Genomic DNA, 24,494 nt, shown 5'->3' on the forward strand with positions numbered 1-24,494 from the left:
GAGGAATGTCCATGGCGAGCCCGCGGCCCGATCTGGTCTACAAGTACCGCGCCTTCAGCAATCTGAGCTTAGAGATGTTGGTCGAGGACACCTTGTTCTTCGCCGACCCCAGCACCTTCAACGACCCGCTCGACGCCAAACCCAGGCTCGAGGCCGATCTGGCCACGCCCGCGCTGGAAGCGGTGCTGGAAACGCTGATGGTCAAGCGGGTTGAAGCCGAACTTTCGGCGGCGGCCAAGATCATTCACTACCAGGGCCCCAAGACCATCAATCACATCTCCCGCCGAAGCCAGTCGGCGTTCGCCAATCGACTGGCGGACATCCGCTACAACGCCACCGACCGCGACAACGAGATGAGCGATCCGCTCAGCTATTCGTTGGAACGCCACATCGAGACCGAGGTGCTGCGCCGCTACGACAAGGGGATTGTTTCTTTGGCCCAGCGTCCCGACTGCCCGCTGATGTGGAGCCATTATGGCGATCAGCATCGCGGCTTCTGTGTCGGCTACGCCCCCGGCGACATCGCCAACCTGCACAAGGTCAAGTACGGCGGCAGCCCGATCCTGAAAGCCAGCTTGGTCCAGGCCATGCTCAACGGCGGCGATCGGGCCCAGACCCGAGTCGATGCCGCCGTTCTGCTGCGCAAGGCCAAGGACTGGGCGTACGAGCGCGAATGGCGCCTGATCGGCCAGCGCGGATCCCATGATAGTCCGTTTGAAATGACCGAGGTGGTGTTTGGCCTGCGATGTCCAACCGCAGTGCAGTTCACGATTGTTAGGGCATTGACCGGCCGCAGCCAGGACGTTGCGTTTTTCGAGATCCTACCGCGTCCGGGGACCTTTGAGCTGATCAAGTCGCGCTTGGACGTCGACGACCTATGCCGAAGCCGACCGCGCCGGGCGGCGGACTACGACTTCGACGATGTTTTTGACGAGGTCGCCGACGAGCCACCGGGCCCTGCCTAAGCGATGACAGGGTCTACGCTCCTCGTCGATCCGGCCGCTCCGCTAGACAAGATGTTCGGTCCAAGCGAACTCAACTGGATGGTCAAGGACGCCAGCCGTCACCGCGGTGTCCTGGATGTCGTGTATCTGGCGCGGTCCTTGAGTCTGCAAATGGCGCACTTCAGCCGGCCTGATGGCAAATCGGTTTGCATTCACGCGTCTGCAGCGGCACCAGTACGGCCACTGGATTCCCCTCATTCAAGTTGATGTAAGTATTACCTCATGGGGTAAGGGAAGGGGCGGCAGATTGATACCCTATAGGGCATATTTATGATGCCGATAGGCGACGGATCCATCGTGATTTTCACGACTTCCATCCAAAGAATTTTCTCGCCAACGCTAATTTCGAGAAATCCCTCTGATCGCAGAGACTTGCGAAAACACAAAAGTTGGACAACCGTAGGCGATCTGCGGATTCCATCCAGCAGACACATCCATCTCGCTAGCAGCGGTGCTCAGCGTGGAGGAGGATCGTCATGTCAGGATAACGTAAGCGCAGAGTCCAAAAAGGATCCAGCCGGCCAGGGCTAGATCCTTTGGGTCGCCTATTCGGCGGGGCATTCAACCATTCGATGCCTGACTCTCCCTCTTTGCTGGAACGCTGTCAACCCATCGCTCGGCGGAGGGATTGCGAGCGTTTTTCCTAAAACCAACCGACATCGGGAGAGATCCAATGCCTAGTGGCAAAGGACAACGCAGACGTATGCCTGCGTCGAGGAAGATCCGTATCGACATTGTTGAATGCGATGTGCTCGTCACGGATCAACGGGATGGCAGCGTTGAGCGGCCATTGATGATCATGGTCCACGAAGAAGGCGAGTTGCTTGCAACGCGGCTGGCTTTTTCGAAGGATCTGACGGGGAGGGGAGGCTTCAATGCTTAAACTTCCCCTAGACTTGGAATCCCTTTCGGACGAGCGCTTTGACAGACTTTGGCGGCGCCTTACCGCCGCCCAAGCCCTGAAGGCGCTGCCGCATCGAACACGGCAGGACGTCGAGGCCGCAGCGCGCAAAATCGGTGTCCATCCGACAACCCTCTATCGTGATCTGACAAGGCTTGTGGGGAACGGCACGATCCAGGACCTCACACCGCGCTCGGCCGGCTTCCCCAAAGGACGATCTCGACTACATGCGCGGCAGGAAGAGCTGATCGCCAAGTTCCTCAACGCCGAATATCTCACCCTAGCGCAGCCTTCCATGGTCAGCGTTGCCAAGAAAATTGGGAATGCGTGTGAGGATGAAGGCCTTCCCAGGCCCGGCCGGACAGCTGTCATTCGCCGGAAAAATGCCATTCCCGAAAGAACTATCGTCCTAAAGCGAAAAGGTCCCAAAGCCGCAGAACAGAAAACGCCCAGGCCGGGCAGCTTTGACGTGAAGGAACCTTGGGAGGTCTGGCAAATTGACCATACCCTTGCGGACGTAATCGTGGTGGACCCTGACGGCCGGCCGATTGGTCGCGTTTGGCTAACCGTCGTCATCGATGTCGCGACGCGAATGGTCGTGGCCTTCTACGCCGGGCTTGATCCGCCCTCGCGGATCCGCGTCGCGACGACCCTAGACCTAGCGATCTCGTGCAAGTCTCGTTGGCTTGCCGCTCGCGGTCTTGTCTACCTATGGCCGGCACAAGGATTCCCGATACTCCTCCACAGTGATCGTGCGGCCGAGTTCCGTTCACCTTCCCTGCGGCGGGCGCTGCTCAATCAGGGCGTTGGCTGGGTTTTGCGGCCGCCCGGCGGCACTCGCTATGGCGGTCACATCGAGCGACTGATCGGTACATTCATGGGGATGTGCCGCCTGCTACCCGGCGCAACCCACAGCAGCCCCATGGCCCGCGGCAACTACGACAGCAAAGCTTCCGCTCGGCTGCGCATTGACGAGCTGGAGATGTACTTCGCCCATCAGATCCTTGGGGCGTATCACCAGACCAAGCACAGCGCGCTGGGCATCAGTCCGCTGGAAGCGTGGACCGCAAAGGCCCATGGCCGCGAACCCCGCTTCCCAGATGACATGGAGGCGTTCCGCCTCGACCTTCTGCCTGAGATCACCTCAACGATCGGACGGCGCGGAATCAAGGCGTTCAGTGACGAGTATTACAGCCCACCGCTCGGCGAGGCCTACATCCTGGGGGCGCGCAAGGTGGTCGCAAAGTATGATCCTCGCGACCTCTCGCGACTGTACGTTCAGATCCCGGACCGCGGTTATCTTGAAGTGCCGTACCGTCTCAGACGCGAAGGCCCGGCGCCGACGCTTTGGCTTCTAAAAGCTTCCCGGCGAGGAAGCCGGCTCCCAGGCGCCGCCGCCCGTAACCCCGACGCCCGGCGGGGCGTGGAGAACGCCGAGGCAGTCGTCAAAACCGCAGCGGCGAGATCTGGCACCGCCGCGCGGCAGGTTGAACGCCTTCGCCTGGAGCGTCAGGCCGTGGCGGAGCTTCGGGTTATTCCGGCGCTGCCTCCTTCGGACGATGACGACTGGGGCGGCGCGTTCGGGGGAGGGGGGTCATGACCGCCTCTCCCTTTGAGCACCTGCATCCGGATATTCGTCATCTCGCCACGGCCGAGCTGCCGGTACGCAAGGCCTGCATCCTGACTGACCGGTGGGTCAGCTATCCGGCGGCCGACGACGCGATCAATCGCCTCTTCGAGATGGTGGAAATGCCGCCGCGTATCCGGATGCCGTCCGTCTTATTCTGGGCGGATTCGAATATGGGCAAGACCCATATCCAAAAGCACTTCCTCGAACTCTACGCCGCCAAGCGTGCGGGCGACAATTCAACGTCCTCCGGTGCAGTCTTATGGATGGAGCTCAACGACAGCTTGACCGAGAAACGGCTTTACCTCGACATCCTGAGAAACCTCGATGCACCAGGGCCGGACACCACTACGCCGCGACTCCAAGCCATGGCTTTGCGTCACCTTCAGGCTCGTAACATTCGGCTTTTCATTCTGGACGAGTTGCAGCGGGCGACAGAACTTCGCCCGAATGAGCAGCGAACGATCCTCAATGTCCTGAAGTACATTTCCAACCAGCTTTCGATCAGCCTGGCCGGCTTTGGTTCCGGCGAGGCAAAAGCTCTTATCAAGTCAGATCCGCATCTTGATCAACGGTTCGACATCGTCGCGTTGCCGATGTGGACCAAAAAGGAGCGCTGGGCGGTCGAAGCAGTGCGGGGGCGGATTGAGTTCATGCCACTTCGCAAGCCGACCGTCGTTAATCGCGACGTCATGGACGTTCTGTTTTTGCATTCCAAATCGCTGCTCGGTCCGATGTTTGGACTCCTGGAGCGCACAGCCATCGCGGCCTTGGAGCGCGAGGAATGCCTTTCGGCAGCACTGATTGAAGCCGTCGCGCTACGTCGGCGGCGTGACGAAGATGGCTGACGTTCTGAGCCCGCCAAGGGACATTTCGGTGCTCGCGCCGCCGCGGGAGCATGACGAAGCTTTGTCTTCCTGGCTCGTCCGAACAGCCGATGCTCATCTGCTGACCGTAGAGGAATTGGAGCGCGAGATCGGCGGGTCGTTGTCGGGGCTGGATCGGGGAGACGCCACGCTGCTTCCTCGCCTGGCCGCGATGACATGTACCGATATGGGCGATTTGGCGGCCCTGGCGCCGGCCGACCTGGCCGCGCACCCGATGCGAGCGGGCCCGAAGCCGCCGCACTGCTGGGCTGTTTGTCCGGCGTGTCTGCAAGAGGACCAAGCCCAGAGGAGGGCACCTTACGTCCGGCGGGCCTGGACCCATCCGCTCTCGGCCTTCTGTCGCGCCCACAACGCGCCGTTGGTTCCGCACGGCAATTCCAGGATCAAAATAGCCAGCGATCTCACGCTGTTTGGCGACGGCGCCGAGCCGGTCGAACCACGCGACAACTTGCTGGATATCGTGGAGTTCGACGATCCGGGAATGATCGCTCGAGTGTTCCGAGCCCTGGACGACAGCGGCAGAGCCGAGGCGCTTGAGAAGCGGCTTCGCCTTCGGTGGGCCGTGCGGGACGTCATCGACGCCATGACGACCAGGATGAGAGACCCGGCCGCCGGCGCCTTGGTTGCGTTGCTGGAGCACCCGATATTCCAGCGACGCTCTTTCGTCGGCAACAACCACATGACCGAGGACTGTTGGACCGACATCGATGCAGCAACACGGCTCTTGTACGTGCGCCTAGCACTGCTGGTGCTGGCGGAGCCGGGCGATCCAGCTCTCAACGACAGGACGTCGCCGTTAGGGCCAAACTGGCTTTTGCTTCGCTATCGACACACCAAGATCAAAGGTTGGCAGAGCCTGTTTGCTCATGCCGCGCCGGATCCGCTTTTCCTGCTGACGATGGAACTGCCTAGGAATGCGATCCTACAGCTCAATGATCGATCCTTGGCCTGGCCTTCAGACCTAAGGCGGCGTTGGACCTACGCTGCCGCCGTGGGCGCCATTGGCGGTTACGTCTACTAGCTCAGAGGTCGCCGTCTGGCTCGGCGTAGAGTGGGATCAGCCCGTAGCCCAGCAGAAACAGTGCGAGGCCGATGACGGCGCCTAGCGCCAGGTTCCAGCTGAAAACCAGCGTCATCGCCATCCAGCCGGCGCAGAGCCCGAACATGACGACGCCGACGTTCCGGATCATCTGAGCGAACATCCGGATCCGTAGCCGCGTGATGCGCGCCGGCGATTTTCCAAACGGGCTAAGCCTGTGGGAGCGGTTGGCCATGACAGGAGCATCTCACAAACGACTGGGCGGTACAGGCTCGATTTTCGGCGCTTGGGTGGTCGCAACGAATGGAGTCAAGTGTTCGCAGGGTTTGGAGCCAGAAACCGCGAAAGGGCGGAACGTTGCGGCAACCGGTGACACGCGGCGTGCGACTCGCAGAGTTTGGAGTCAGTGACAGACATTCTCATCCGGTCGCTACACCAGGTTTTCGCCTAAGTAATATTATCGGAAGAACTTCCTTGTTCGCGACTAGCGCCTTCTGAGGTTTCCAAGATCCTTGCAAACCGCCGGCCGCGCCACAGCCGCTGTCTGAGATCGTTGCAACAGACGAAGATGTTTGCGCAGGCCGGGGGGCAAAGCCGGGCTACTCGGCACCGTTATTCCGGCGGCACGGCGTAGTATGGCACGAGTAAGAAGCTCAACATTACCAGCCCCAGGCCCGCCATTGTTGCGAGCGCGAGGTCCCAGCGAAAAGAAAGCGTCAGGATCATCCAGCCATCAGCACCGACTGGCGTGGCCGTGGTCAGCCGATGGCCGACACAGGCGACTTGTGTTTGGCAGGCCGAGGGCTTGCCGTGCCTGGGGTTCCCGCGCCGAAAATGAAATCTGTGCCGCCACTCGGTTGTGAGATGCTCCCATCATGACCAATCGCTTCCACATGCGTAGCCCGTTTGGGAAATCGTTGGCGCGCATCACGCGGCTGCGACTACGGGTTGATCCCTCTCTATGCGGAACCTGAAGACGACTGCTGAGCTCGTAAACAGAGCCTCTCATGGCTCGAACCGAAACAAATCTCTAACCGCCCTCCCCGGCCGATCCGAACGGCGAATTTGCCACGCGGTATCTGCGCCTGATCTTGAACGTCACCGGCATCACCGAAGTCACCTTCATCGCCGCCGGAGGCGCCAAGATCGTTGATCTTGGTGAAGTCACCCGCGAGGCGTTCCTGGCGAGGTTCGATCCCGACCTCAAATGGGCGGCGCCAGCGCGATCGCCATCCGCCTCGTTGCGCCCGTTTTGCCCCTGCGATCGCGGCCTGGGAAAGAGACCAAATACCCCCGATCGATGGAGAGCTCCGGGCAGCAAGCATCACTTGAACTTCACGACCTTGGGCTTGCCGTCGTAAAGGATCTGGCGGTCGGCCGGAGCGCTGGTTGGGCCTGCGCCCTTGCCGAGCGCGACCAGGACGACGTTCAGTTGGCGCTGCTGGATCATGCCCGGAAACGACCCTTGCCGCCGACCGACCGTCAGCGTACGGGCTCGGTCATTCCACAGCAGGTCATAGGTGACGCGCTCGCCCTTCTCGTAGGCGTAGGTCTCGTTGTCGTCCTCGTAGATCGTGAACCGGGCGTCGGCGCCGGGATAGATGCGGATCTCGTAGGGCGCCTCGGGATGCTCGGTGGCGAATTGCACCGCTGGCCCCATCGGCACGATGGAACCGGCGCGGACATAGAGCGGCAAGATCTCCAGCGGCGCCTGGCGTGACACGGTCTGGCCGCCGGCATGACGCTCATTGCTCCAGAAGTCGTACCAGTCCGCGCCCTTGGGCAGGTAGGTGCCGACGGTCAAATCCCGTTGCGCCCGCGCGAGCTTGGCGGCGGCCTGCAACTCGGCGGGACGTCGCCAGGTCAGGCGCAGGCTTCGCTCGCCGCCGCCCTGGAAGTAGTCGATGCGCACCGACAGGCGGTCGCCGTGCTTCAGCTTGCGCTTGACGCTGTGATAGCGCTCGGCGCCGTTCGTCCAGTCGTCGACCACCTTTTCGCCGTCGAGGAAGAGGCGCACGCCGTCGTCGCCGGCCACGCCGATCTCATAGTCGCCGTCCTCGGGCGCGAGGATGGAACCCTCCCAGCGGGCGGAGAAATCGTCGAGCTTGGCAAGTCCGCCGGGGATTTCGGCCAGCGGCGGATTGGGCCAAGTGTGGTCGATCTTCTCATCGACCAGCTTGCCTTTCGGGGTCTCGAAATTCACGCCCTCGAAATACTGCACCGCCAGGCCGGCCTTCCCGTCGGGCGTGCGCAGATACTGGCTGGGGATCGTGACCGCTGGGGGCGGGCTGACATTGTACATCGCGCGGGTGACGGGATGGACCAGGAGCGACGGCCCGAACATGAAGCTGTCGTCGATGCTGTCGGTCGCCCGGTCGTCCGGGAAGTCCATCATCAACGGTCGCATCAGTGTGTAGTGGTCCGACGTGACCTTCCAGCTCAGCCCGTAGGTATAGGGCAGCAGGCGATAGCGCAGGCGCGCGCTGTCCAATAGCGAGGCGTACACCGCCGGATCCAGCGTTTTGAACAGGTAGGGTTCGCGTTCGACGCTGGTGCCGTGGATGCGCATGATCGGGTTGAAGGCCGCGAACTGCGCCCAGCGGGCGTAGAGTTCGCGCCATTCCGGATTCTGCTCGCCGCCGGGGAACTGGGTCACGAAGAAGCCGCCGGTATCCTGCGTCCAATACGGGTTGCCGGTGACGGTGACGTCGACGCCGCCGGCGATCTGCTGCTTGAACGTCTTCCAGCTGGCGTAGATGTCGCCGCTCCAGGACGCCGCCGCCGTGCGCTGCGCGCCGGCCCAGGCCGAGCGCGTCAGCGTGAAGACCCGCTTGTCGCTTGTCGCCCGCTGGCCGTCATAGGTCCCCTGGGTGGTCACCAGCGAATAGGGATTGAGGTAGCGCGTGAAGTCGCCCAGGGCGTTCGAGCCGAGCGCCTTGGTGTCGCGAATATTGTCGGCGGCGTTCCACATGGCGCTGCTCACCTCGATCTCGGTGCCGTCCATCCACAGCGCGTCCACGCCCTTGTCGAGCAGGCCCGACTTGATGTGCTTGAAATAGATCCGCCGGCCGATCGGGCTGTAGGCGTCGTAGACGCGCGCGTGTTTCGAAATCCAGTGCAGCGGCTTGAAGCGCAATCCGTGGGCGTCGAGCTCGTGGGCCAGCGCGGTGTCGTCGCCGATGGACGGCCAGATCGACACCATCAGCTTCAGATTCATGTCGTGGAGCTGACGGACCATGCCGGCCGGATCTGGGTAGCGGACCGGATCCCAGGTCATGCCGCTCCAGCTGCCGTCCTTGTCCGATCCCCAGTATTGCCAATCCTGGACGATGTAATCGAGCGGGAACGTGTCCACGCGGAAGGTGCGCGCGACCTCGAGCAGTTGGTCCTGGGTCTTGTACCGCTCCTTGCTCATGAACAGGCCGAACGCCTGCTTGGGATACATGGGCGCCCCGCCGGTGAGGGTGCGGTAGGCGCCGACCACCGCGTCGGGCGTGTCCCCGGCCATGAAATAGTAGTCGACGCCGCCCGGAGCGCTCTCGGCCCAGAGAGAGGCGTCGCCCGCCTCGTCCTTGAAACGCATCTGCGAGTAGGTGTCCCACAGCACGCCGTAACGCCGCGACGACATCATCACCGGAATGATGATGCCGACATTGGTCTGGACCAGCAGCAGATCCTTGCCGCGCCGATTGCTGGCGTCGTCGCCCGTGAAGCCGAAGCCGTAGATGGCCTCGTCGGGTCGGAGCACGAAACTGTTGACCGCCTCATAGCTCGGCGCGCCGGAGATGGTCACCGGCTTGAGGCGTTGCGGACTTTCGGCCTTCTCTTCGGTGTAGAGCTTGCCCTTGGAATCCAGGAAACGAAGCGCGCCTGTCGCCTTGCTGATTTCGACGCGCAGCTTCGCGCTCTTCAGGATCAGCGCCGTCGCCGTGTCCTCCACCGCGAAGGTCACCGGCCCCGGCGCGGTCGGCACGACCAGGCTGGGCGCGGTCCAGTAGTTTCGGCCGAGATTGGCGTTCACCCGGATCGTGTCCGGCGCGTAGAACACGACGTTCTTCGTCACGCCGTTGAGCTGGATCTGAACGCCATTGCGCAACCTGGCGTGGACAAAACCCTGGGCCTTCAACGCGGGAACAGCTTGGAGGTGGCCATTCGCGTCGAGCCCGGCGGGCGCGGACCCGACCGACTGTCCTCTAGCGCCGACAGCGGACACCAGCATGCAGGCCGCGGCCAACCCGCTCACGATCAAGCGCCGAGATGCAGGTCCCGCCAACACGGCCGTCGTTCTGGATCGTCCCATAGCCGCGCTCCAGTTCCCTTGGCCGCCGCGTCATGCCGCGCCAGATTAACTCCTACAAATTACATAGGTGGTTGTCATGGGGGCGCGCTTTTTTTGCCGCTCATTCGACCTGAATTGCTGTGAAAATCCGAGATTCTCGCGAATTGTCGCTTTGAGGTTTCATGCTGAAGACGGCTTCAGTGAGACTATATCGCCGATCACGCCTTGGGCCGACGTGATCGCTCCACAATCCTCAGACTATTAAGCGGGTTCGGCCACAACCGAAGCCAGCGCCGCATCGGCCATAAAAAATTGACCCGGCGGAAGGCCAGGCCAGTTTGGAGGAGGAATTTAGAGGGCGTCTGGCGAGTATGCGCTCGCCATCCCGACCTCGGGCGGACGGCGCTGGCGCCGTCCGCCCGAGGCTAGCGCCTAGAAGGTGGCCCGCATTCCGATCAGGAACTGGCGGCCGGGCTTGTAGTAGGTGAACGTCGCGTTGTCGTACTGGAAGTGCGAGCGCAGCTTCTCGTTGGTGATGTTGGTCACGTTGAAGGTCAGCTGCGGCACGTGCCCGAGGCCGAAGATCTTCTCCAGATCGAAGCTCGAGGAGAAGTCGGTCTGCTTGTAGTCGTCGGCGAACAGCGCCGCGGCGGTGACGCCGTTCTGGTTGGCGCCGCTGGACTGCGATCCCTTCCGGTACACGTGGCTCAGACGCAGGCTGACGCCGTTGTGCTCGTAGTAGCCCGTCAGGTTGTAGGTGTACTTGGCCACGCCGTAGGCGACGGCCGGACCGTTGCTGGTCTGATCGACGATGGTGGCGTTGGCGTTGACGCCCAGCCCTTCGACGCCGAACCGGCTGGTCAGGAAATCGAGCGGCTGCACCCACTGGAATTCCAGACCGTTGATCGTCAGCTTGTTGGGCACGTTGATCTGCGACTGGATCTGGACCTGCGCCGAGGTCGGGCCGCCGCGCGAATTGATCGCCGTCCTCTGGGTGTCGTTCAGGGTGTCGTAGGTGATGCCGTATTGGGCCAGGTACGAGAACGGCTGGGTGGTCACCTGGTTCTGCGTGAAGCCGGTGATCGACTTGCGGAACGCGTTGACCCCGATCACGCCTTCCTGACCGGTGTAGATCTCGAAGCCCAGGTCGATGTTCTTCGAGAAATACGGCGCCAGGGCCGGGTTGCCGATGGTGGCCTGGTCGGCCGACGGCGCGCCGAAGCTGACGCCGGGCAGCTGGGCGGCCGGATCCGGACGGGTCATCGTCTCCGACACCGCCACGCGGGCGACGGCGTGTTCGCCGACGTCATAGGCGATGTTGGCGGCCGGCAGCCACTTGGAATAGGTGTTCTCGGTGTAGACGAAGTTGGTCACGTTCGGATAGCGCGAGCCGTCCGGCAGCGCGCCGCTGGCCGGGCTGTTGCGCGGATCCGCGATCGAGACGCGGCCGCCGATCGTCTGCTTGGTGTGGACGTAGCGGACGCCGACATTGAAGCGCAGATCGCTGTCCAGCACCTGGGTGACGCCGTTCAGCTCGGTATAGGCCGCGCTGTTCTTCTCGTTGATGGAGCCGCCGCTGGCGCCGGTGTTGGAGCCGCCCGTCTCCGGCGAGTTGTCGTGAAGCTGGTCGTAGTTGGTGGCCTTCTTGACCTTGTCCCAATCGACGGTGACGAAGCCGGCCGGGCCGGGCTTCAGGAAGCTGGCCAGGTTGGCGGTCGGGATCAGCGAGCCGCCGTAGCTGAGCGTCCCGGTCTGGCCGGCCGTATAGCCCGTGCCGTAACCCGGATAGGTCGGATAGCCCGCGGGCGCGGCGCCCGGCTGGTTCAGGCCCTGGCAGGGCGGCTGGCCGTTGGGCGCCGGCAGATTGATGCTCGGATTGTTGCCGCAGGTCGCGTTCTGCCACGGCTGGGTGTTGTCATAGCCGCGGATGGTGCGCGAAACGTCGTCGTAGTTGCCGCCGAACTTCAGGTTCAGCTTCTCGTCGCCCCAGGTGACGACGGCGCGAGCGCCCTTGGTCTCATACCAGCGCTTCTCGTCCTGCATGTTCAAGCGGCCGCCGGTCCAGACGAAATTGGCCGGATTGTTCAGGTCGATGCTGCTCTTGATCGTCGGGATGCCGTTCGGGTTGTAGATGTAGTCGACGGTCGTGCCGCCGCCCAGCGCGGTCACCGGACCGAAGGTCGGGCTTTCGCGGTGGAAGGTGCTCTTGGTGTAGTTGACCTGACCCTCGACCTTCAGCTTGTCGTTGATGCGCCACTCGCCGCCCGGATTGATCCCCCACAGCTCGGTCTTTTCGAGATAGGGACGGAATTCCAGGAAGAACTGCGAATTGGCGTAGGTGCCCTGGGTGACCGTGCAGCCGGCCGAGCAGTCGGTCTTGTCGTACTTGGTGTTGGTCGGAATGATCGCGCCGTTCCGCACGATCCACGCCATGTCCTCGCGCAGCAGGTCGTTGTTCTTGTAGCCGTACATGCCGTCGACATAGAAGTTCAGGTTGTCGTTCGGCTTCCATTCCAGGCTGGCCACGGCGTTGAAGCGGTCGCGGCGGCCGTATTCGGCCGAGGGGCGGCCCAGGCGCGGCAGCAGGCCGTTGTCGATCTGCTGGATCGAGGCGCCGGGATTGTGAGCCAGCAGGAAGGCCTGGTCGATGGTCTGGCCGGCCACCAGGCCGCCACCCGCACCGACCGGCACCGTGGCCGGGATCGTCCAGTTGCCGCCGCCCGTGGCGTTGCAGCCCGTCGCCGCGCCGCACTGGGCCGCCGACAGGTTCGGGTTGGTGAAGCCGATCGTCTCATAACCGCGCGTGTCGGTCTTGAGCCGTTGGCCGGAAATCCCGAACAGGACGCCGAAATTGTCCCAGGTCTTGCTGGCGATCAGCGAGCCCTTGCCGCCCCAGTCGGCGCCGTCCGGCTTGACCCCCTGGACGTTGAAGGTGAGGTGCTGCCCGGGCCGATCGAACGGACGCGCCGAGCGCATGTCGATGTTACCCGCCGCGCCGCCTTCGAGCAGGCTGGCCGAATAGCTCTTGTTGACGGTCAGCTTGGTGAACAGGTCGGTCGGGAAGAAGCTGAGGTCGACCGAGCGGTCGGTGCCCTGCGCGTCGGTGGCGCCCGACGAGGCCACGGCGATCGAGGCGCCGTTCAGCGTGACGTTGGTGAAGTTCGAGCCCAGGCCGCGGATGGCGACATTGGTGCCCTCGCCCGTGATGTCGCGGGTGATGGTGATGCCCGGGATGCGGTTGAACGACTCGGCGATGTTGGAGTCAGGAAACTTGCCGATGTCTTCAGCGAAGATCGTGTCGGCGAAGCTGGTGGATTCGCGCTTGGCGACGGTCGATTGTTCCAGGCTGCGACGATAGCCGGTGACGACGATCTCCTCGACCGCCTCGCTGTTGGGCGTCGCGGCGATCGGCGCGGTCTGGGCGTGCGCCTCGACAGCGACGAATCCCGAAAACATGGTTGCGCCAAGAAGCGCGGCGCGCCCCAAACGTGTCGTGACACTGGCCGTTCGCATGGAATGTCCCTCCCTAATTCGACGGCCGCAGCGCGAAACCGCCTTGTTCTTGCTTTTGATCGTCCCCCTCGGGCGACGCTGGAAGGAGCTTTCCCCGACGGTGCGGCGGCCGTCAATAATGCCAGGGCAATGTGGCCAGACCTCTTACAAATGGTCTTACCAATCAACATTTCATATTTCGACGGTTTTTCAGAGTGTTAGTCGGCGGCAGACCTCTAAAAGTGTGCCGAAACTCCAAGAAAACGAATATGGTAGCGGTACCGAATCCGTCGGTTCGTGGGAAATTTGCAACAGAATTGCCTGGCCAGTTCCCCGCGTTTCGTATGAAGCGCGGCGAATTGCCCTGGACAGCCGGGCGACCTTCGCCATCCTTGGGAGCTTAGGCTTCTCCGTTCCGCACATTTGTCTGACCAGCTACTGTTTTGGATGACCTCGTCGATGGCTGCGCGACAGCTGACCACCCTGACCACGGCCCATGGCGCGCCGGCGCCCCGGGCCGATGATCTCGCCAGATGGCATGGGGGGCCGGCGTGGTCGCGGCGTGACAGACGCCGCGCCCGAGCCTGCGGCGCGCGTGCGGACAGGCCCGCCATGACCAGGTTCGGCTCCTCACCTTCACGGTTCACCGATCCACCGTAGAGCGGACTGAAGCAGACCTTCATCATCGCCAGCGGTCTCGCTGACCCAGGCTACGACGCCGTCTGGGCGGACGAGCACGGCGCTTAGGCCAAGCCGGTTCTCCGGCTCGTCGGCGACATAGGCCATTCGCTCTTGCCAGCGGTGCGCGACCGACTGGAGCGGTGCACCCGAAGTGAAGTCGAGCAGCAGAGCCCTCCCGCCCCGCAGCCGCACCCGCGTCCTTGGGCCCTCGGAGAAGGCAAAGTCAGGGACACTGCGGCCGACCAGCGGATGATCGGCGCCGAGATCGTAGCGCAGCGACACGTTCCAGACCTTCTCGGCGAAATAGGTGGCGCCGTCGCTTGTGGCGACGAGGTCGCGGATGATGTTCGCCAGCGCGCGGGTGCTCGGGGTGGGCCTCATCAGGGCGACCTGGGCGCGAGACCAGTCGAGAATGCGGGCGCCCTCTGGGTGACGTTCGGTGGCATAGCTGTCGAGCAACGCCACAGGCGCCTCACCGCGGATCGTAGCGGCCAGCTTCCATCCCAGGTTCATGGCGTCGCCGAGGCCGAGGTTCAGCCCCTGGCCGCCGAGCGGCGAGTGGATGTGCGCCGCATCGCCCGCTAGCAACACCCGCGCCCGGCGGTATTCCGTCGCCTGGAAGGCGCGGTCAGTCCAGGTCGCGGCGAGCTTGAGGGTGGTCAGGGTGACATCGACGCCCGAAACCCTGCGCAGCACCGCTTGCACATGGTCCAGCGCGAGCGGCTGCGTCCGGTGGGCGGCCCCGCCGTCGAAATCGACCATGGCGATCACGCCGGGCCTTGCATAGGTGTACATGCCAGTCGCGGTGTAGGTCCGCCCTGGGGCCAGCGCGTCCGGATCGGCTAGCTCGGCCTCGACCGAATAGCCCGTGAACTCGGGGTCGGAGCCGACGAAGGCGAAGCCTCCGGCCTTGCGCACGATGCTGCGGCCGCCGTCGCATCCAACCAGCCATTGGGCGTGGAGGCGCTCGCCGCCGGCTTGAACGCTGACTCCCTCGTCCGACTGTTCGAAGCCCTCGACCCGTGAGCTCCGCCGGATCTCGGCGCCCATGGCGGTCGCCCGTTCGGCCAGGACGGTTTCCAGAGACCGCATGTCCACGGCCAGGTTGACGCCCGCCGGGCTCGGCAACCGATACGGCCAGCAAGCGGTGTCGACCTGTTCATGGAAAAACTGGATGCCCGCGAAATGACCGGCGGGGCGGTGGGGCGTCTGCATCCAATGGGCGCCGACCTTAGCGGCGCCGGCGGACGGGTTGGAGCGTTGCGCCGCTTCGACTGCGTTCAAGAGGTCGCGGCGATCGAGGGCTTCGAGCGTTGGCGCCGATAGGCCGCGCATGCCGAACGGCAACCCCTTCAGCGGAGAGCGCGGATCTGCGGCCTGTTCGAGAACCACGACGGAAACGCCGGCAAGTCTGAGCTCACAGGCGAGAAAGAGCCCAACTGGGCCGGCGCCGGCGATGACGACGTCATGGGTGTAGGGAAGATGGATAGGCATGAGCGCTCCTTGGTCGATGGTGTTCGACCGGAGCGTTCCTCAAGCAGGAGACCGCGCGGACGAACAACGGGCGCTCGCGAGAGCGTCCAGGGTTCGTCGCGGGGATCCCCGGCGCGAAGCCAAAGACCAGAGCTTTCGTTACCGAAAGGATTTGGGCTGACCACGCCAAATCTGCCTTTTCCGACGGAGGCTTCATATCGGAATGGCCATTGCCCTTCAATGGCGGGCCTCATTCGACAAATCGGCTACGCGCCAATGGCGGACATTCGCCTAGCGCCAGGAAACGGACGTGCAGCCCGCTACACCGGGAGCTCCACGGCGGCGGGATAAAACGCCGCCTCTCCACCTGCTCGCCTTTCTGCTGCACAATCCTCTCATGACGAAGTAGGGTTCACCTCAAGGTTTGTTCGCTAAAGTACGCCAAGAAGTACGAAACACGAACATTGGGCTATGCCGCTCGATAGAGCCGGTCGGCCGGTTCGTTCAGCGGCCCAAACCCGCTTGCGGCCACGGGATCGTCGGAGGCGCGCAAGGGTTCGACGGCGCTGCACAGTCGACCCGGACCGGCAATTCAGTTGCCACCTCCCCATTTGTACGACTAATAGAGCCCACCTCAAGGCTCGGCGCCTTGACCTATTGGGGGCGGGTTTCTTTCGCGAAACGCAGAGAAGCCACATGAGATGGCGAGTTTGGATGGGTTTGAAGTTTGATGTCGCAGCGACAGCCTGCGCCGCGCTTGTGGTCCTCCCCTTCTCCGCCATGGCCGCGCCCGCGAGCCAAGACCCGTTGTCGCCAAGCGGTCGATGGACGGGCGCCCCGGCGGGCGCGGCTTCAACGCCGCCCATGGGCTGGAATTCGTGGAACGCCTTCCGGACGGAGGTCAACGAGGACAAGGTGGTCGGGGCGGCCGAGGCCATCGTCAGCACCGGCCTGGCGCGCCTTGGCTACACCTATATCAATATCGACGACGGCTGGTGGATGAAGCGCCGGACGAGCGACGGGCGCCTTCAGGTGCGCACCGCGATCTTCCCAAGCGCCGCGGTCGGCGGCTCGGAGGAAACCAGCTTGCGCCCGTTGGTGAACCGCTTGCACGCCATGGGGTTGAAGGCCGGAATCTACACCGACCTGGGCCGCAACGCCTGCTCGCAGGCCTATGACCTGGCCTCGCCGAACCTGCCGGTGGGGACGACCGCCGAGCGAGAGGTCGGGCTCTATGGCCACGTGGACCAGGACATTGGCCTCTACTTCAAGGACTGGGGCTTTGACTATGTGAAGGTCGACGCCTGCGGGATCGCCGACTATGAGGCGGGGCGCAGTCATGTCACGACACTCGGCTACCGGCCGCTCAAGCCGCTCCTGCAGCGCGGCTCGCTCGCCCGTTCCGACGCCAAGGCGATCCGCGGCCTCTACCAGGAGGTGGCCGACGCTATCGCGCGTTACCGGCCCACGCGGGACTACATCTTCTCGATCTGTAACTGGGGCGGCGCCAATGTGCGGGCCTGGGGCAAGGACGTCGGCACGATCTGGCGGACCAGCGACGACATCTCGCCCAACTGGACGCGGATGCTGCAATCCTTCGACACGGTTTCGGACCGCGCCCTCTACGCCCATCCCGGGGCCTGGAACGATCCGGACATGCTGTTCGTCGGCGCGGGCGATTTCGATGAGCATCATCTGACCGAGGCGCGGACCCACTTCTCGCTCTGGGCCATCGCCAACGCGCCGTTGCTGATCGGCTATGACCTGCGTAACGCGCCCCGATCGTTGCTCGACATCTGGGGCAACGCCGACGTGGTGGCGGTCAATCAGGACCCCGCAGGCAACCAGGGCGTCATCGCCTTTGCTTCGGATGACGCCCAGATCATCGTCAAGACCTTAAAGGAGCCCGGCGCCAAGGCCGTGGTCGTCGTCAACCGCGGTCTGACGCCGATCGAAGCTGTCCTCACCGCCGAGCAGCTGCGTTTCGCGGGCGATGCGCCGATCGAACTGCAGGACCTTTGGAGCAAGGGCTCGAGCCGCTTCACCGGCCAGACGCGGTTCAAGCTGGCGCCGCGGGAGAGCCGCATGTTCGTGGCGCGCGGGCGGCGGGCCCTGGCCGATGGCGTCTATCTGTCCGAGATTCCCGGGTCGATCAATATGGCCATCGACGGCGTGGCGCAGCCGGAACTCGACCCCATGGTTCATCGCGCGGGCTGGGAAACCAAAGGCGCGGGCGAGCGGCCGTCCTATGGCGGCTGGGGCGGGGCCCAGGCGGACGCCGCGCCCTATGGCACGACCCTGCAGGTGGCGGGCCGCCGCTTTGGGCCGGGCATCGGCATTCTTTCCGGTTCGCGGTTCGAGGTCAGGAACGACGGCCACCAGGTGTTCCGGGCCACGGTCGGGGTCGACGACGAGACGCGTAATCGTTCTCTGAAGGTCCGCTTCCTCGTCTATGGAGACGGTCGGCTGTTGGCCCAGACCCCGGCGCGCGGCTGGGGCGAGGGTCCCGTCGACATCCAGGCATCCGTGGCCGGGGTGAAGATCATCGAACTGGTGGCCAAGCCTGCCGACCTGAAGGCGATGCCGACCTCGGTGGCCTGGGGTGAGGCCCGACTGATCGCCCGGTAGTTGTAGCAACGCGCGATAATGGAATGCCTGGACGCGAGTTTCATGGCGGCCAGCACTTCCGCCAAACCCAGCGACACACAACCGGCAACGATTTCACTTGGCCGACGCCAATCCTGTCCAGGCAATTCCAGCTGCCTTTAGTCATCCAAGGACGAACAAAATGATCAACCGTCGCAACGTCCTGACCCTGATCGGCGGTCTGCCCGCCGTCGCCCTGCCTGTCAGAGCCATGGCCGCATCGCCCGGCGTCGCCCCGCTGGACGCGGCCGGCGGCGGGCCGCGCAAGCGCATTGCGCTCGACGCGGGCTGGAAATTCCATCTGGGCGACGCCCATGAGCTTGATCGCGATTTCGGCTTCGGCGCGCAGCAGCGCACCTATGCCAAGCAGGGCTTCGGCGCCTCATACGTCGCGTCGCCGGATTTCACCGACATCCAGTGGGGCAAGACGAACTTCGACGACAGCGGCTGGCAGGACGTGATCCTGCCCCATGACTGGGCCGTTTCGCTGCCGTTCACCCCCAACGAGCGGTTCAAGGCCACCGGGCCCAAGAGCGAGGATCCGCGCAACGGCCATGGCTTCAAGCCGCTGGGCCGCGAGTATCCGGCCACCAGCGTCGGCTGGTACCGCTACAAGTTCGACCTGTCGCAGGCGGATATGGGCAAGCGGCTGACGCTGGAGTTCGACGGGATCTTCCGCGACGCGCTGATCATGGTGAACGGCTACATCCTGGCGCGCAACGAAAGCGGCTATGCGCCCTTCAGTGTCGACTTCACCGACGTCGCCAATCTGGACGGCCACAACCTGATCACCATCCGCGTCGATGCGACCTTGGGCGAAGGCTGGTTCTACGAAGGCGCGGGCATCTATCGCCGCGTGCACCTGGTGAAGAGGGCCCCCATTCACGTGCCCCAATGGGGCGTCCTGATCCGCGGTCGCGCGGACGGGCGGGTGGATATCGTCACCCAGGTGCGCCAAGCGGATGACAAGACGGCCGACGCAGTGGTCGTCTCGACCCTGCTGGATCCGGACGGCAAGGTGGTCGCCAGCGAGCGCTCGCCGACGACCGCGCCCAGCCCCTGGGGCGAAACGACCGTTCCGCAGACGCTGAACGTCGCGTCCCCGCGCCTCTGGGACGTGCATCGTCCCGAACTGTACACGCTGCGCACCGCGATCGAGGTCGACGGCGCCGTGGTCGACCAGACCGAGAACCGCTTCGGCCTGCGCGACATCCGCTTCGATGCGGATCGCGGCTTCTTCCTCAACGGCCGTTCGGTCAAGCTGCGCGGAGCCAATATCCACCAGGACCATGCGGGCGTCGGCTGCGCGGTCACCAAGGAGCTCAACCGTTTCCGCCTGGAGCGGATGATCGAGATGGGCTGCAACGCCATCCGCTGCTCGCACAATCCGCAGTCGGCGGAGTTCATGGACCTGTGCGACGAGATGGGCCTGCTGGTCATCGCGGAGAACCGCCAGATGATTTCCAGCGAGGCGGGGCTGGACCAGCTGGAGCGGCTGGTGCTGCGCGACCGCAACCGCCCGAGCGTCATCCTCTGGTCGATCGGCAACGAGGAGCCGCAGGAAGGCAGCGTGCGCAGCGCCCGGGTCGCGCGAACGATGATCCGCACCGTGCGCAGGCTCGATCCGACCCGGCTGATCGGCGCGGCGTTCGACAACAGCTTCACCAAGCCGCAAGCGCTCGCCAGCGCGCTCGACTTCGTCGGCGTCAACTACAACCCCAACGAACTGGTGAAGGTGCACGAGACCTTCCCCAGGACGATCGTCATCGCCAGCGAAACGGGATCGAGCGTCGGCACGCGCGGCGTCTATGTCGGCGACGACAAGCGCCGCCACCTGCCGGCCTACGACAACGAGAAGGTGCCTTGGGGCCAGTTCGCGCACGAATGGCTGCCCGACGTCGAGAACAAGCCCTATGTGGCCGGGGGCTTCGTGTGGACGGGCCTGGACTATCATGGCGAGCCCTCGCCCTTCTACACCTTCCCCAGCGTCGGCTCGCAGTTCGGCGTCTACGACAGCTGCGGCTTTCCGAAGGATACGGCCTATTATATCCGCGCCTGGTGGCGGCAGGATGAGCCGCTGGTCCACCTGCTGCCGCATTGGAATTGGGCGGGGCGTGAGGGGCAGCCGATCGACGTGTGGTGCTACAGCAACCTTGAGGAAGTCGAGCTTTGGCTCAACGGCAAGAGCCTTGGCCGCAAGGCGGTCGAGAAGTTCGGCTACGCCACGTGGCAGGTTCCGTTCGCGCCCGGCAAGCTGGAGGCGCGCGGCTATCGTCAGGGTCGTGCGATCGCCAGTTCGACACGCGAAACGGCCGGCGCGCCCGCCGCATTGCGGCTTTCGGCGGTGCGCGGCAGGCTCAAGGCGGACGGGCAGGACACCGCCATCGTGCGCGTCTCGGCCGTGGACGCGACGGGTCGGCCCGTGCCGACCGCGGAACTGCCGGTGCGCTTCGCGCTCGACGGTCCCTTGTGGCTGGCGGGCACGGGCAATGGCGATCCCTCCAGCCTTGAGATCGAAACCCAGCCGACGCGCCGGCTGTTCAGCGGCCTATGCCAGGTGATCCTGCGCACCCGTCCCGGCCAAACCGGCCAGGCGCGGCTCGTCGCCCAGGCCGACGGCGTCCGTTCGGCGCAGCTGGATTTCACGCTCGGATGAGCACATTGCGCGCCGGCGAACGGAGCGTCCGGAGCTTCGCTCCGCCACCTCACCATGATGGCCGGAGCATCTCGACGCCGCGGCGGGGCTCACCTCAAGGTTTGTGCGCTAATATACGCGAGGATCAACGCCAAGTCCCCGGTTCGTCCCGATAGCCAGGCCCTGGTGCGGCAGGAAATCGACCGCCAGATGTGCTTTAGGCTCAGCAAACGGTTCGAGATCGTTCCCACGTCGGAACCCGGCGCCGGGCGCGTGCGCACGGCGATCGCCCACATCGCGCCCACGAATCCAGCAGGCTCGGCCGCGACCGCCGCGGCCAGCTTCTTCATCCCCGTTCCCTTCGTGAAGCTCCGGGGCCCCAGGATTTCGGGCGCCCTGGCCGCCGAGGCCGAACTGGTGGCGGCCGATGGTCAACAGGTCGCGGCGATCACTTGGGCGAAATCGACCGAAGGCATCAGCAAGATGGACCCCTCGCTCTCGCCAGTCGGCGACGCCCTCCAACTGGCCGAACCCTTCGCCAAGGCGGCCAGTGACGCCTTCGCGACCAAGGCGAGAAAGAACCGCCCGGTCGCCAAGCCGGACCCTTGCGCGCGCTTCAGCCCGCGCCGGTCCGCCAGCCGCATGGTCGGGGGCGCGATCATCGGCTTTGGAACGGGTCTCTATGCTCCTTCGGTTTCGGGCGCGGGCCGGCCCGCCGAACCCGAAGCGTCGGCGCCATCCGTCAACCCCTGACGACGCCCTCCCCTGTGCAACCGAGCGCCTGGGCGGCGACCGCGCCGCCCAGGCGCTCGATCTGGTCTTGAACATGAAACGATACCTTTCGGGCCTGGCCTTGGGGCCGTTGGCCCTGCTCGGAGCCTGCGCCGTCCAGCCTGTCTATCAGCGCCCGCCGCTGAAGATCGTCGACGCGTGGAGCAACGCGCCTGGCGTCCCTTCCGAACCGACAGCTCTGGAACGCGACGGCTGGTGGACCTTGCTGGGCGACGCCGCCATCGACCCGTTGGTGGCCGCGGGCCTGGCCGACAATCCGACACTCGCGGACGCCGCCGCGCGGGTCGACCAGGCGCGCGCGGCGCTGACGACGCAGGACGCGGCGCGCCGTCCCGCCGCCGGGGTTGATGCGAGCCTCTCGCGATCACGAGACCGCGGGGACGATGGGATGACCAGCTCGTCGTCGGGATCGGTCGGAGCCAGTCTCTCGTGGGAACTCGATCTCTGGGGTCGCCTCCGCTAGGGCGCGGCGGCGGCGCGGAGTCGTGTGACCGGAGCCACCGCTGACGCCGAAGCGGCGCGCGGCGCTGATCGATGCTTGCCACAAGCGCGCCCGCCCCATCGTCATGACGACGGTGGCGATGATCGCGGGATGGCTCCGATCGCCCTGGGCTTTGGCGCCGACGCCAGCTTTCGTCAGCCCATGGCCATCGCGGTGATCGGCGGTCTCGTGACGTCGACGGCGCTCAGCCTGCTGGTGGTCCCGGTCGTCTTCACCTTTGTCGATGGGTTTGAACGACAGGTCCGCCGCATGCTGTCTGGTCGGCCTGATGATGGCCCACGGCCGAAGGGTGGACGTTCAGCGCCCGCCCTGTCGAACCTACAGACGTTGAGTCACAGGGCATCCGCACGGCGACGCTGACCGAGACCGCCAAGCTCAACGACATCGACCCCAGGCCTGCAATCACCGACCTCCCTCAACGGCGCTAACATCTATCCGTGTGACGATTGAGCAGCTGTCATCGCCTCCCAGTCGGCCGGAGCGCCGGGTTGAGCGAGCCCGACGGCGGCGACCGCGACGATGACGCCGCCGCACAGCAGGATGGTCATTTCCGGCGAAACCGCTTGAAGCGCCAAGGGCGCGACAGCGGTCGCGAGAAGCATCCCGCCCCAGTCGAACACGATGGAGAGCCGGTAGACCGCCGCCACTTCGTGCGCGGCGAACACGGTCTGGCGCAGCGTGGCCATCGGCACGTCCGTCACCGGGCCGCCCAAAGCCGTGAACGCGGACGCCGCCATGATCAGGGGCGCGGCCAGGTCCTTGGGCGCGGCCAGAGCGGCCCATCCCATCAATGCCAAGCCGAGGCCCAAGGCGGCGTTGCCCACCAAGATCATCGTCACCGGCCGGCGCACCATGAGGCCGCCCACAACGAGATTGCTGGCGAGGTTTCCGACGCCATAGGCTCCCATCACCAGCCCCACCACGCCAAGGCCGTGTGCGCCAAAGGCCTCCAGTCCGCCGCGCTGGACCGTAAGGGGCAAACAGAGCCACAAGGACACGACCCACAGACCGTTCACCACGCCGCCGCGCCACAGAAGATAGCGGAAGTATCCGTGGTGCCGAATGGCTCGAAACCCTCGGGTCAGCATCTCGAAGCGGGAGCCGTGCGCGGTTCGCGGCTGGCGCGGCAATTGATCGCGAAGACTGGTGATGGCGATGGCGGACGCCAGGGAGGTCAGGGTTGTCGCGGCCATCAAACCCACCGTGGGCAGGAACCCGGCGAGCGCGCCGGCGATGGTGGGACCGACCAGGCGTGCTAGCCGCGCGGTGGCGTCCATCAGGGCGTTGGTGGGCGTGAGGAGGACGCGGGAGGGCGCGAGTTGCGGCACGCTGGCTTGAAGGGCGGGCTCGAACACACCGCGGAGAGCCGCCAGCGCGACTGAGGGGATGAGCAAGGTCCAGAGGTTCAGGCAGCCCGTCGCCCAGGCGATCACCGGCGCGAGCGCCAAGCCCGCGCGCGCCAGGTCGCAGCCAATCATCGTGCGGCGATGATTCCAACCCTCGGCCCAGGCGCCGGCGAAAAGCGCCGTGGCCAAGACCGTCATGGCCTCGGCGGCCGTGACCCAGCTGGCGTGCGCTCCGGCCAATTGAACCGACAGCCAGATCAGCGCGATCCGATAGACCTGATCGCCAATGGCGGCCAGGGAGAGGCCAGCCCAGAGTCGTGCGATCGGCGGATGGAGGAGAGGCTTGAGGATCTGCATGGGCAGCAGGCCTAGCCGATCGGTTCTTCCCCTGCGCGCGATCGTAGGCCAATCTATGTCGAGAAAGTGCCAGAGCAGTATGCGCCTCGATATCACGCCCTATGACATGGCGCCCGGCTCCGGCTGGGAAGCGCACGCCCATGACGACGAGGCGTTGCTCAGCTACGCCCGCTCGGGGTCCTGCACTCAAATCCTTTCCACTCGAACATGGGTCGTGTTGCCGGCCCATGCCGTTTGGATGCCGCCGGGGGTCGAACACGCGACCTTGGTCGGGCCCAAAGGGTGTGACTTTCGCACCGTCCGCTTCCCCTGCCCCATTCCGGCCGACCTGCCGAGCGAGCCCTGCGTGATCGAAGTCTCGCCGCTGCTCGCCCAACTTATCGCGGCGTGGGACGAGACCGTGCTCAAGGATGACGCCCGTCGCGGCGCCCTTCGCTTCTTGCTCTATGACGAAATCCGCCGCGCGCCACACCTCGACCTGGGCCTGCCCCGGGTCCGCGATCCTCGCCTGCTTCGCGTCGCCAACGCCCTGCAGGCCGATCCCGGCGACACGCGTGGCCTGGATGACTTCGCCGCTGTCGCGGGTATGAGCCGCAGATCGTTCATCCGCCATTTCCAGAATGAGACGGGCGTGGGTTTCGCCGACTGGCGGCGGCGGCTCCGCCTGCTGATGGCGCGCCAGCTGCTGGCCGAGGCGGTTTCGGTGACGGAGGTCGCGGGCGCGCTGGGTTACGCCTCGCCGAGCGCGTTCATCGCCATGGTTCGGCGCGATCTCGGCGTCACCCCTATGCAGCTTGCGAAACGGGCACGAAGTTAGATCGCGGTGCGAGGTG

The 24,494-nt window shown here is 64.7% G+C and carries 14 protein-coding genes and 1 pseudogene; 10 read left to right on the forward strand and 5 right to left on the reverse strand.

What is annotated here, in order from left to right:
• Positions 1–5 precede the first annotated feature (5 nt).
• The 4 genes from ASD79_RS12265 to ASD79_RS12285 all read left to right on the forward strand — a co-directional run bounded on the left by ASD79_RS12265 (position 6) and on the right by ASD79_RS12285 (position 5,440).
• Positions 6–965, forward strand: coding sequence for a DUF2971 domain-containing protein (locus ASD79_RS12265; protein ID WP_056721987.1), 960 nt, complete (start codon positions 6–8; stop codon positions 963–965).
• A 914-nt stretch (positions 966–1,879) separates the two neighbouring features.
• The gene (locus tag ASD79_RS12275; protein ID WP_082584904.1) at positions 1,880–3,505 is read left to right on the forward strand and encodes a Mu transposase C-terminal domain-containing protein; all 1,626 of its coding nucleotides are present in this window, start codon (positions 1,880–1,882) and stop codon (positions 3,503–3,505) included.
• On the forward strand, positions 3,502–4,380 hold the full coding sequence (locus tag ASD79_RS12280) for a TniB family NTP-binding protein (RefSeq protein ID WP_056721994.1): 879 nt from the start codon (positions 3,502–3,504) through the stop codon (positions 4,378–4,380). The genes ASD79_RS12275 and ASD79_RS12280 overlap by 4 nt, the downstream gene beginning before the upstream one ends.
• Entirely contained in the window at positions 4,373–5,440 is a 1,068-nt protein-coding gene (locus ASD79_RS12285; RefSeq protein ID WP_056721997.1) for a TniQ family protein, read from the forward strand. Before ASD79_RS12280 ends, ASD79_RS12285 begins: the two co-directional genes overlap by 8 nt.
• Before the next feature lies 1 nt (position 5,441).
• On the opposite strand, the gene ASD79_RS12290 is transcribed toward ASD79_RS12285, so the two are convergent.
• The 4 genes from ASD79_RS12290 to ASD79_RS12305 all read right to left on the reverse strand — a co-directional run bounded on the left by ASD79_RS12290 (position 5,442) and on the right by ASD79_RS12305 (position 15,404).
• Positions 5,442–5,609, reverse strand: coding sequence for a hypothetical protein (locus ASD79_RS12290; protein WP_156400484.1), 168 nt, complete (start codon positions 5,607–5,609; stop codon positions 5,442–5,444).
• Positions 5,610–6,782: 1,173 nt separating this feature from the next.
• Complete coding sequence (locus ASD79_RS12295; RefSeq protein ID WP_368664862.1) at positions 6,783–9,521, reverse strand: TIM-barrel domain-containing protein; 2,739 nt, start codon at positions 9,519–9,521, stop codon at positions 6,783–6,785.
• A gap of 648 nt (positions 9,522–10,169) precedes the next feature.
• Complete coding sequence (locus tag ASD79_RS12300; protein ID WP_056722001.1) at positions 10,170–13,250, reverse strand: TonB-dependent receptor; 3,081 nt, start codon at positions 13,248–13,250, stop codon at positions 10,170–10,172.
• A gap of 615 nt (positions 13,251–13,865) precedes the next feature.
• On the reverse strand, positions 13,866–15,404 hold the full coding sequence (locus tag ASD79_RS12305; protein WP_056722003.1) for an FAD-dependent monooxygenase: 1,539 nt from the start codon (positions 15,402–15,404) through the stop codon (positions 13,866–13,868).
• An 843-nt stretch (positions 15,405–16,247) separates the two neighbouring features.
• On the opposite strand from ASD79_RS12305, the gene ASD79_RS12310 reads away from it, so the two are divergent.
• The 5 genes and pseudogenes from ASD79_RS12310 to ASD79_RS24610 all read left to right on the forward strand — a co-directional run.
• On the forward strand, positions 16,248–18,011 hold the full coding sequence (locus tag ASD79_RS12310) for an NPCBM/NEW2 domain-containing protein (protein WP_235524434.1): 1,764 nt from the start codon (positions 16,248–16,250) through the stop codon (positions 18,009–18,011).
• A gap of 160 nt (positions 18,012–18,171) precedes the next feature.
• Positions 18,172–20,685 carry a beta-galactosidase GalA gene (gene galA, locus ASD79_RS12315; RefSeq protein WP_056722007.1) on the forward strand — a complete coding sequence of 838 codons (2,514 nt, stop codon included), beginning with the start codon at positions 18,172–18,174 and terminating at the stop codon, positions 20,683–20,685.
• A gap of 57 nt (positions 20,686–20,742) precedes the next feature.
• Positions 20,743–21,417: a DUF3313 family protein gene (locus ASD79_RS12320; protein WP_255356976.1), complete on the forward strand. Its 675-nt coding sequence runs from the start codon at positions 20,743–20,745 to the stop codon at positions 21,415–21,417.
• 73 nt (positions 21,418–21,490) lie between these two features.
• On the forward strand, positions 21,491–21,919 hold the full coding sequence (locus ASD79_RS24265; RefSeq protein WP_162252359.1) for a TolC family protein: 429 nt from the start codon (positions 21,491–21,493) through the stop codon (positions 21,917–21,919).
• 52 nt (positions 21,920–21,971) lie between these two features.
• Positions 21,972–22,318 (forward strand): annotated as a pseudogene (locus ASD79_RS24610) (efflux RND transporter permease subunit); the annotation flags it as partial.
• Positions 22,319–22,389: 71 nt separating this feature from the next.
• Here ASD79_RS24610 and ASD79_RS12330 read toward each other — a convergent pair.
• Entirely contained in the window at positions 22,390–23,661 is a 1,272-nt protein-coding gene (locus ASD79_RS12330; protein WP_056722014.1) for an MFS transporter, read from the reverse strand.
• 79 nt (positions 23,662–23,740) lie between these two features.
• Here ASD79_RS12330 and ASD79_RS12335 point away from each other — a divergent pair, with 79 nt between their 5' ends.
• Complete coding sequence (locus ASD79_RS12335) at positions 23,741–24,478, forward strand: AraC family transcriptional regulator (protein ID WP_056722016.1); 738 nt, start codon at positions 23,741–23,743, stop codon at positions 24,476–24,478.
• The last annotated feature ends 16 nt before the right edge of the window (positions 24,479–24,494 follow it).

Source organism: Caulobacter sp. Root655 (genome assembly GCF_001427665.1).
GTDB lineage: Bacteria > Pseudomonadota > Alphaproteobacteria > Caulobacterales > Caulobacteraceae > Caulobacter.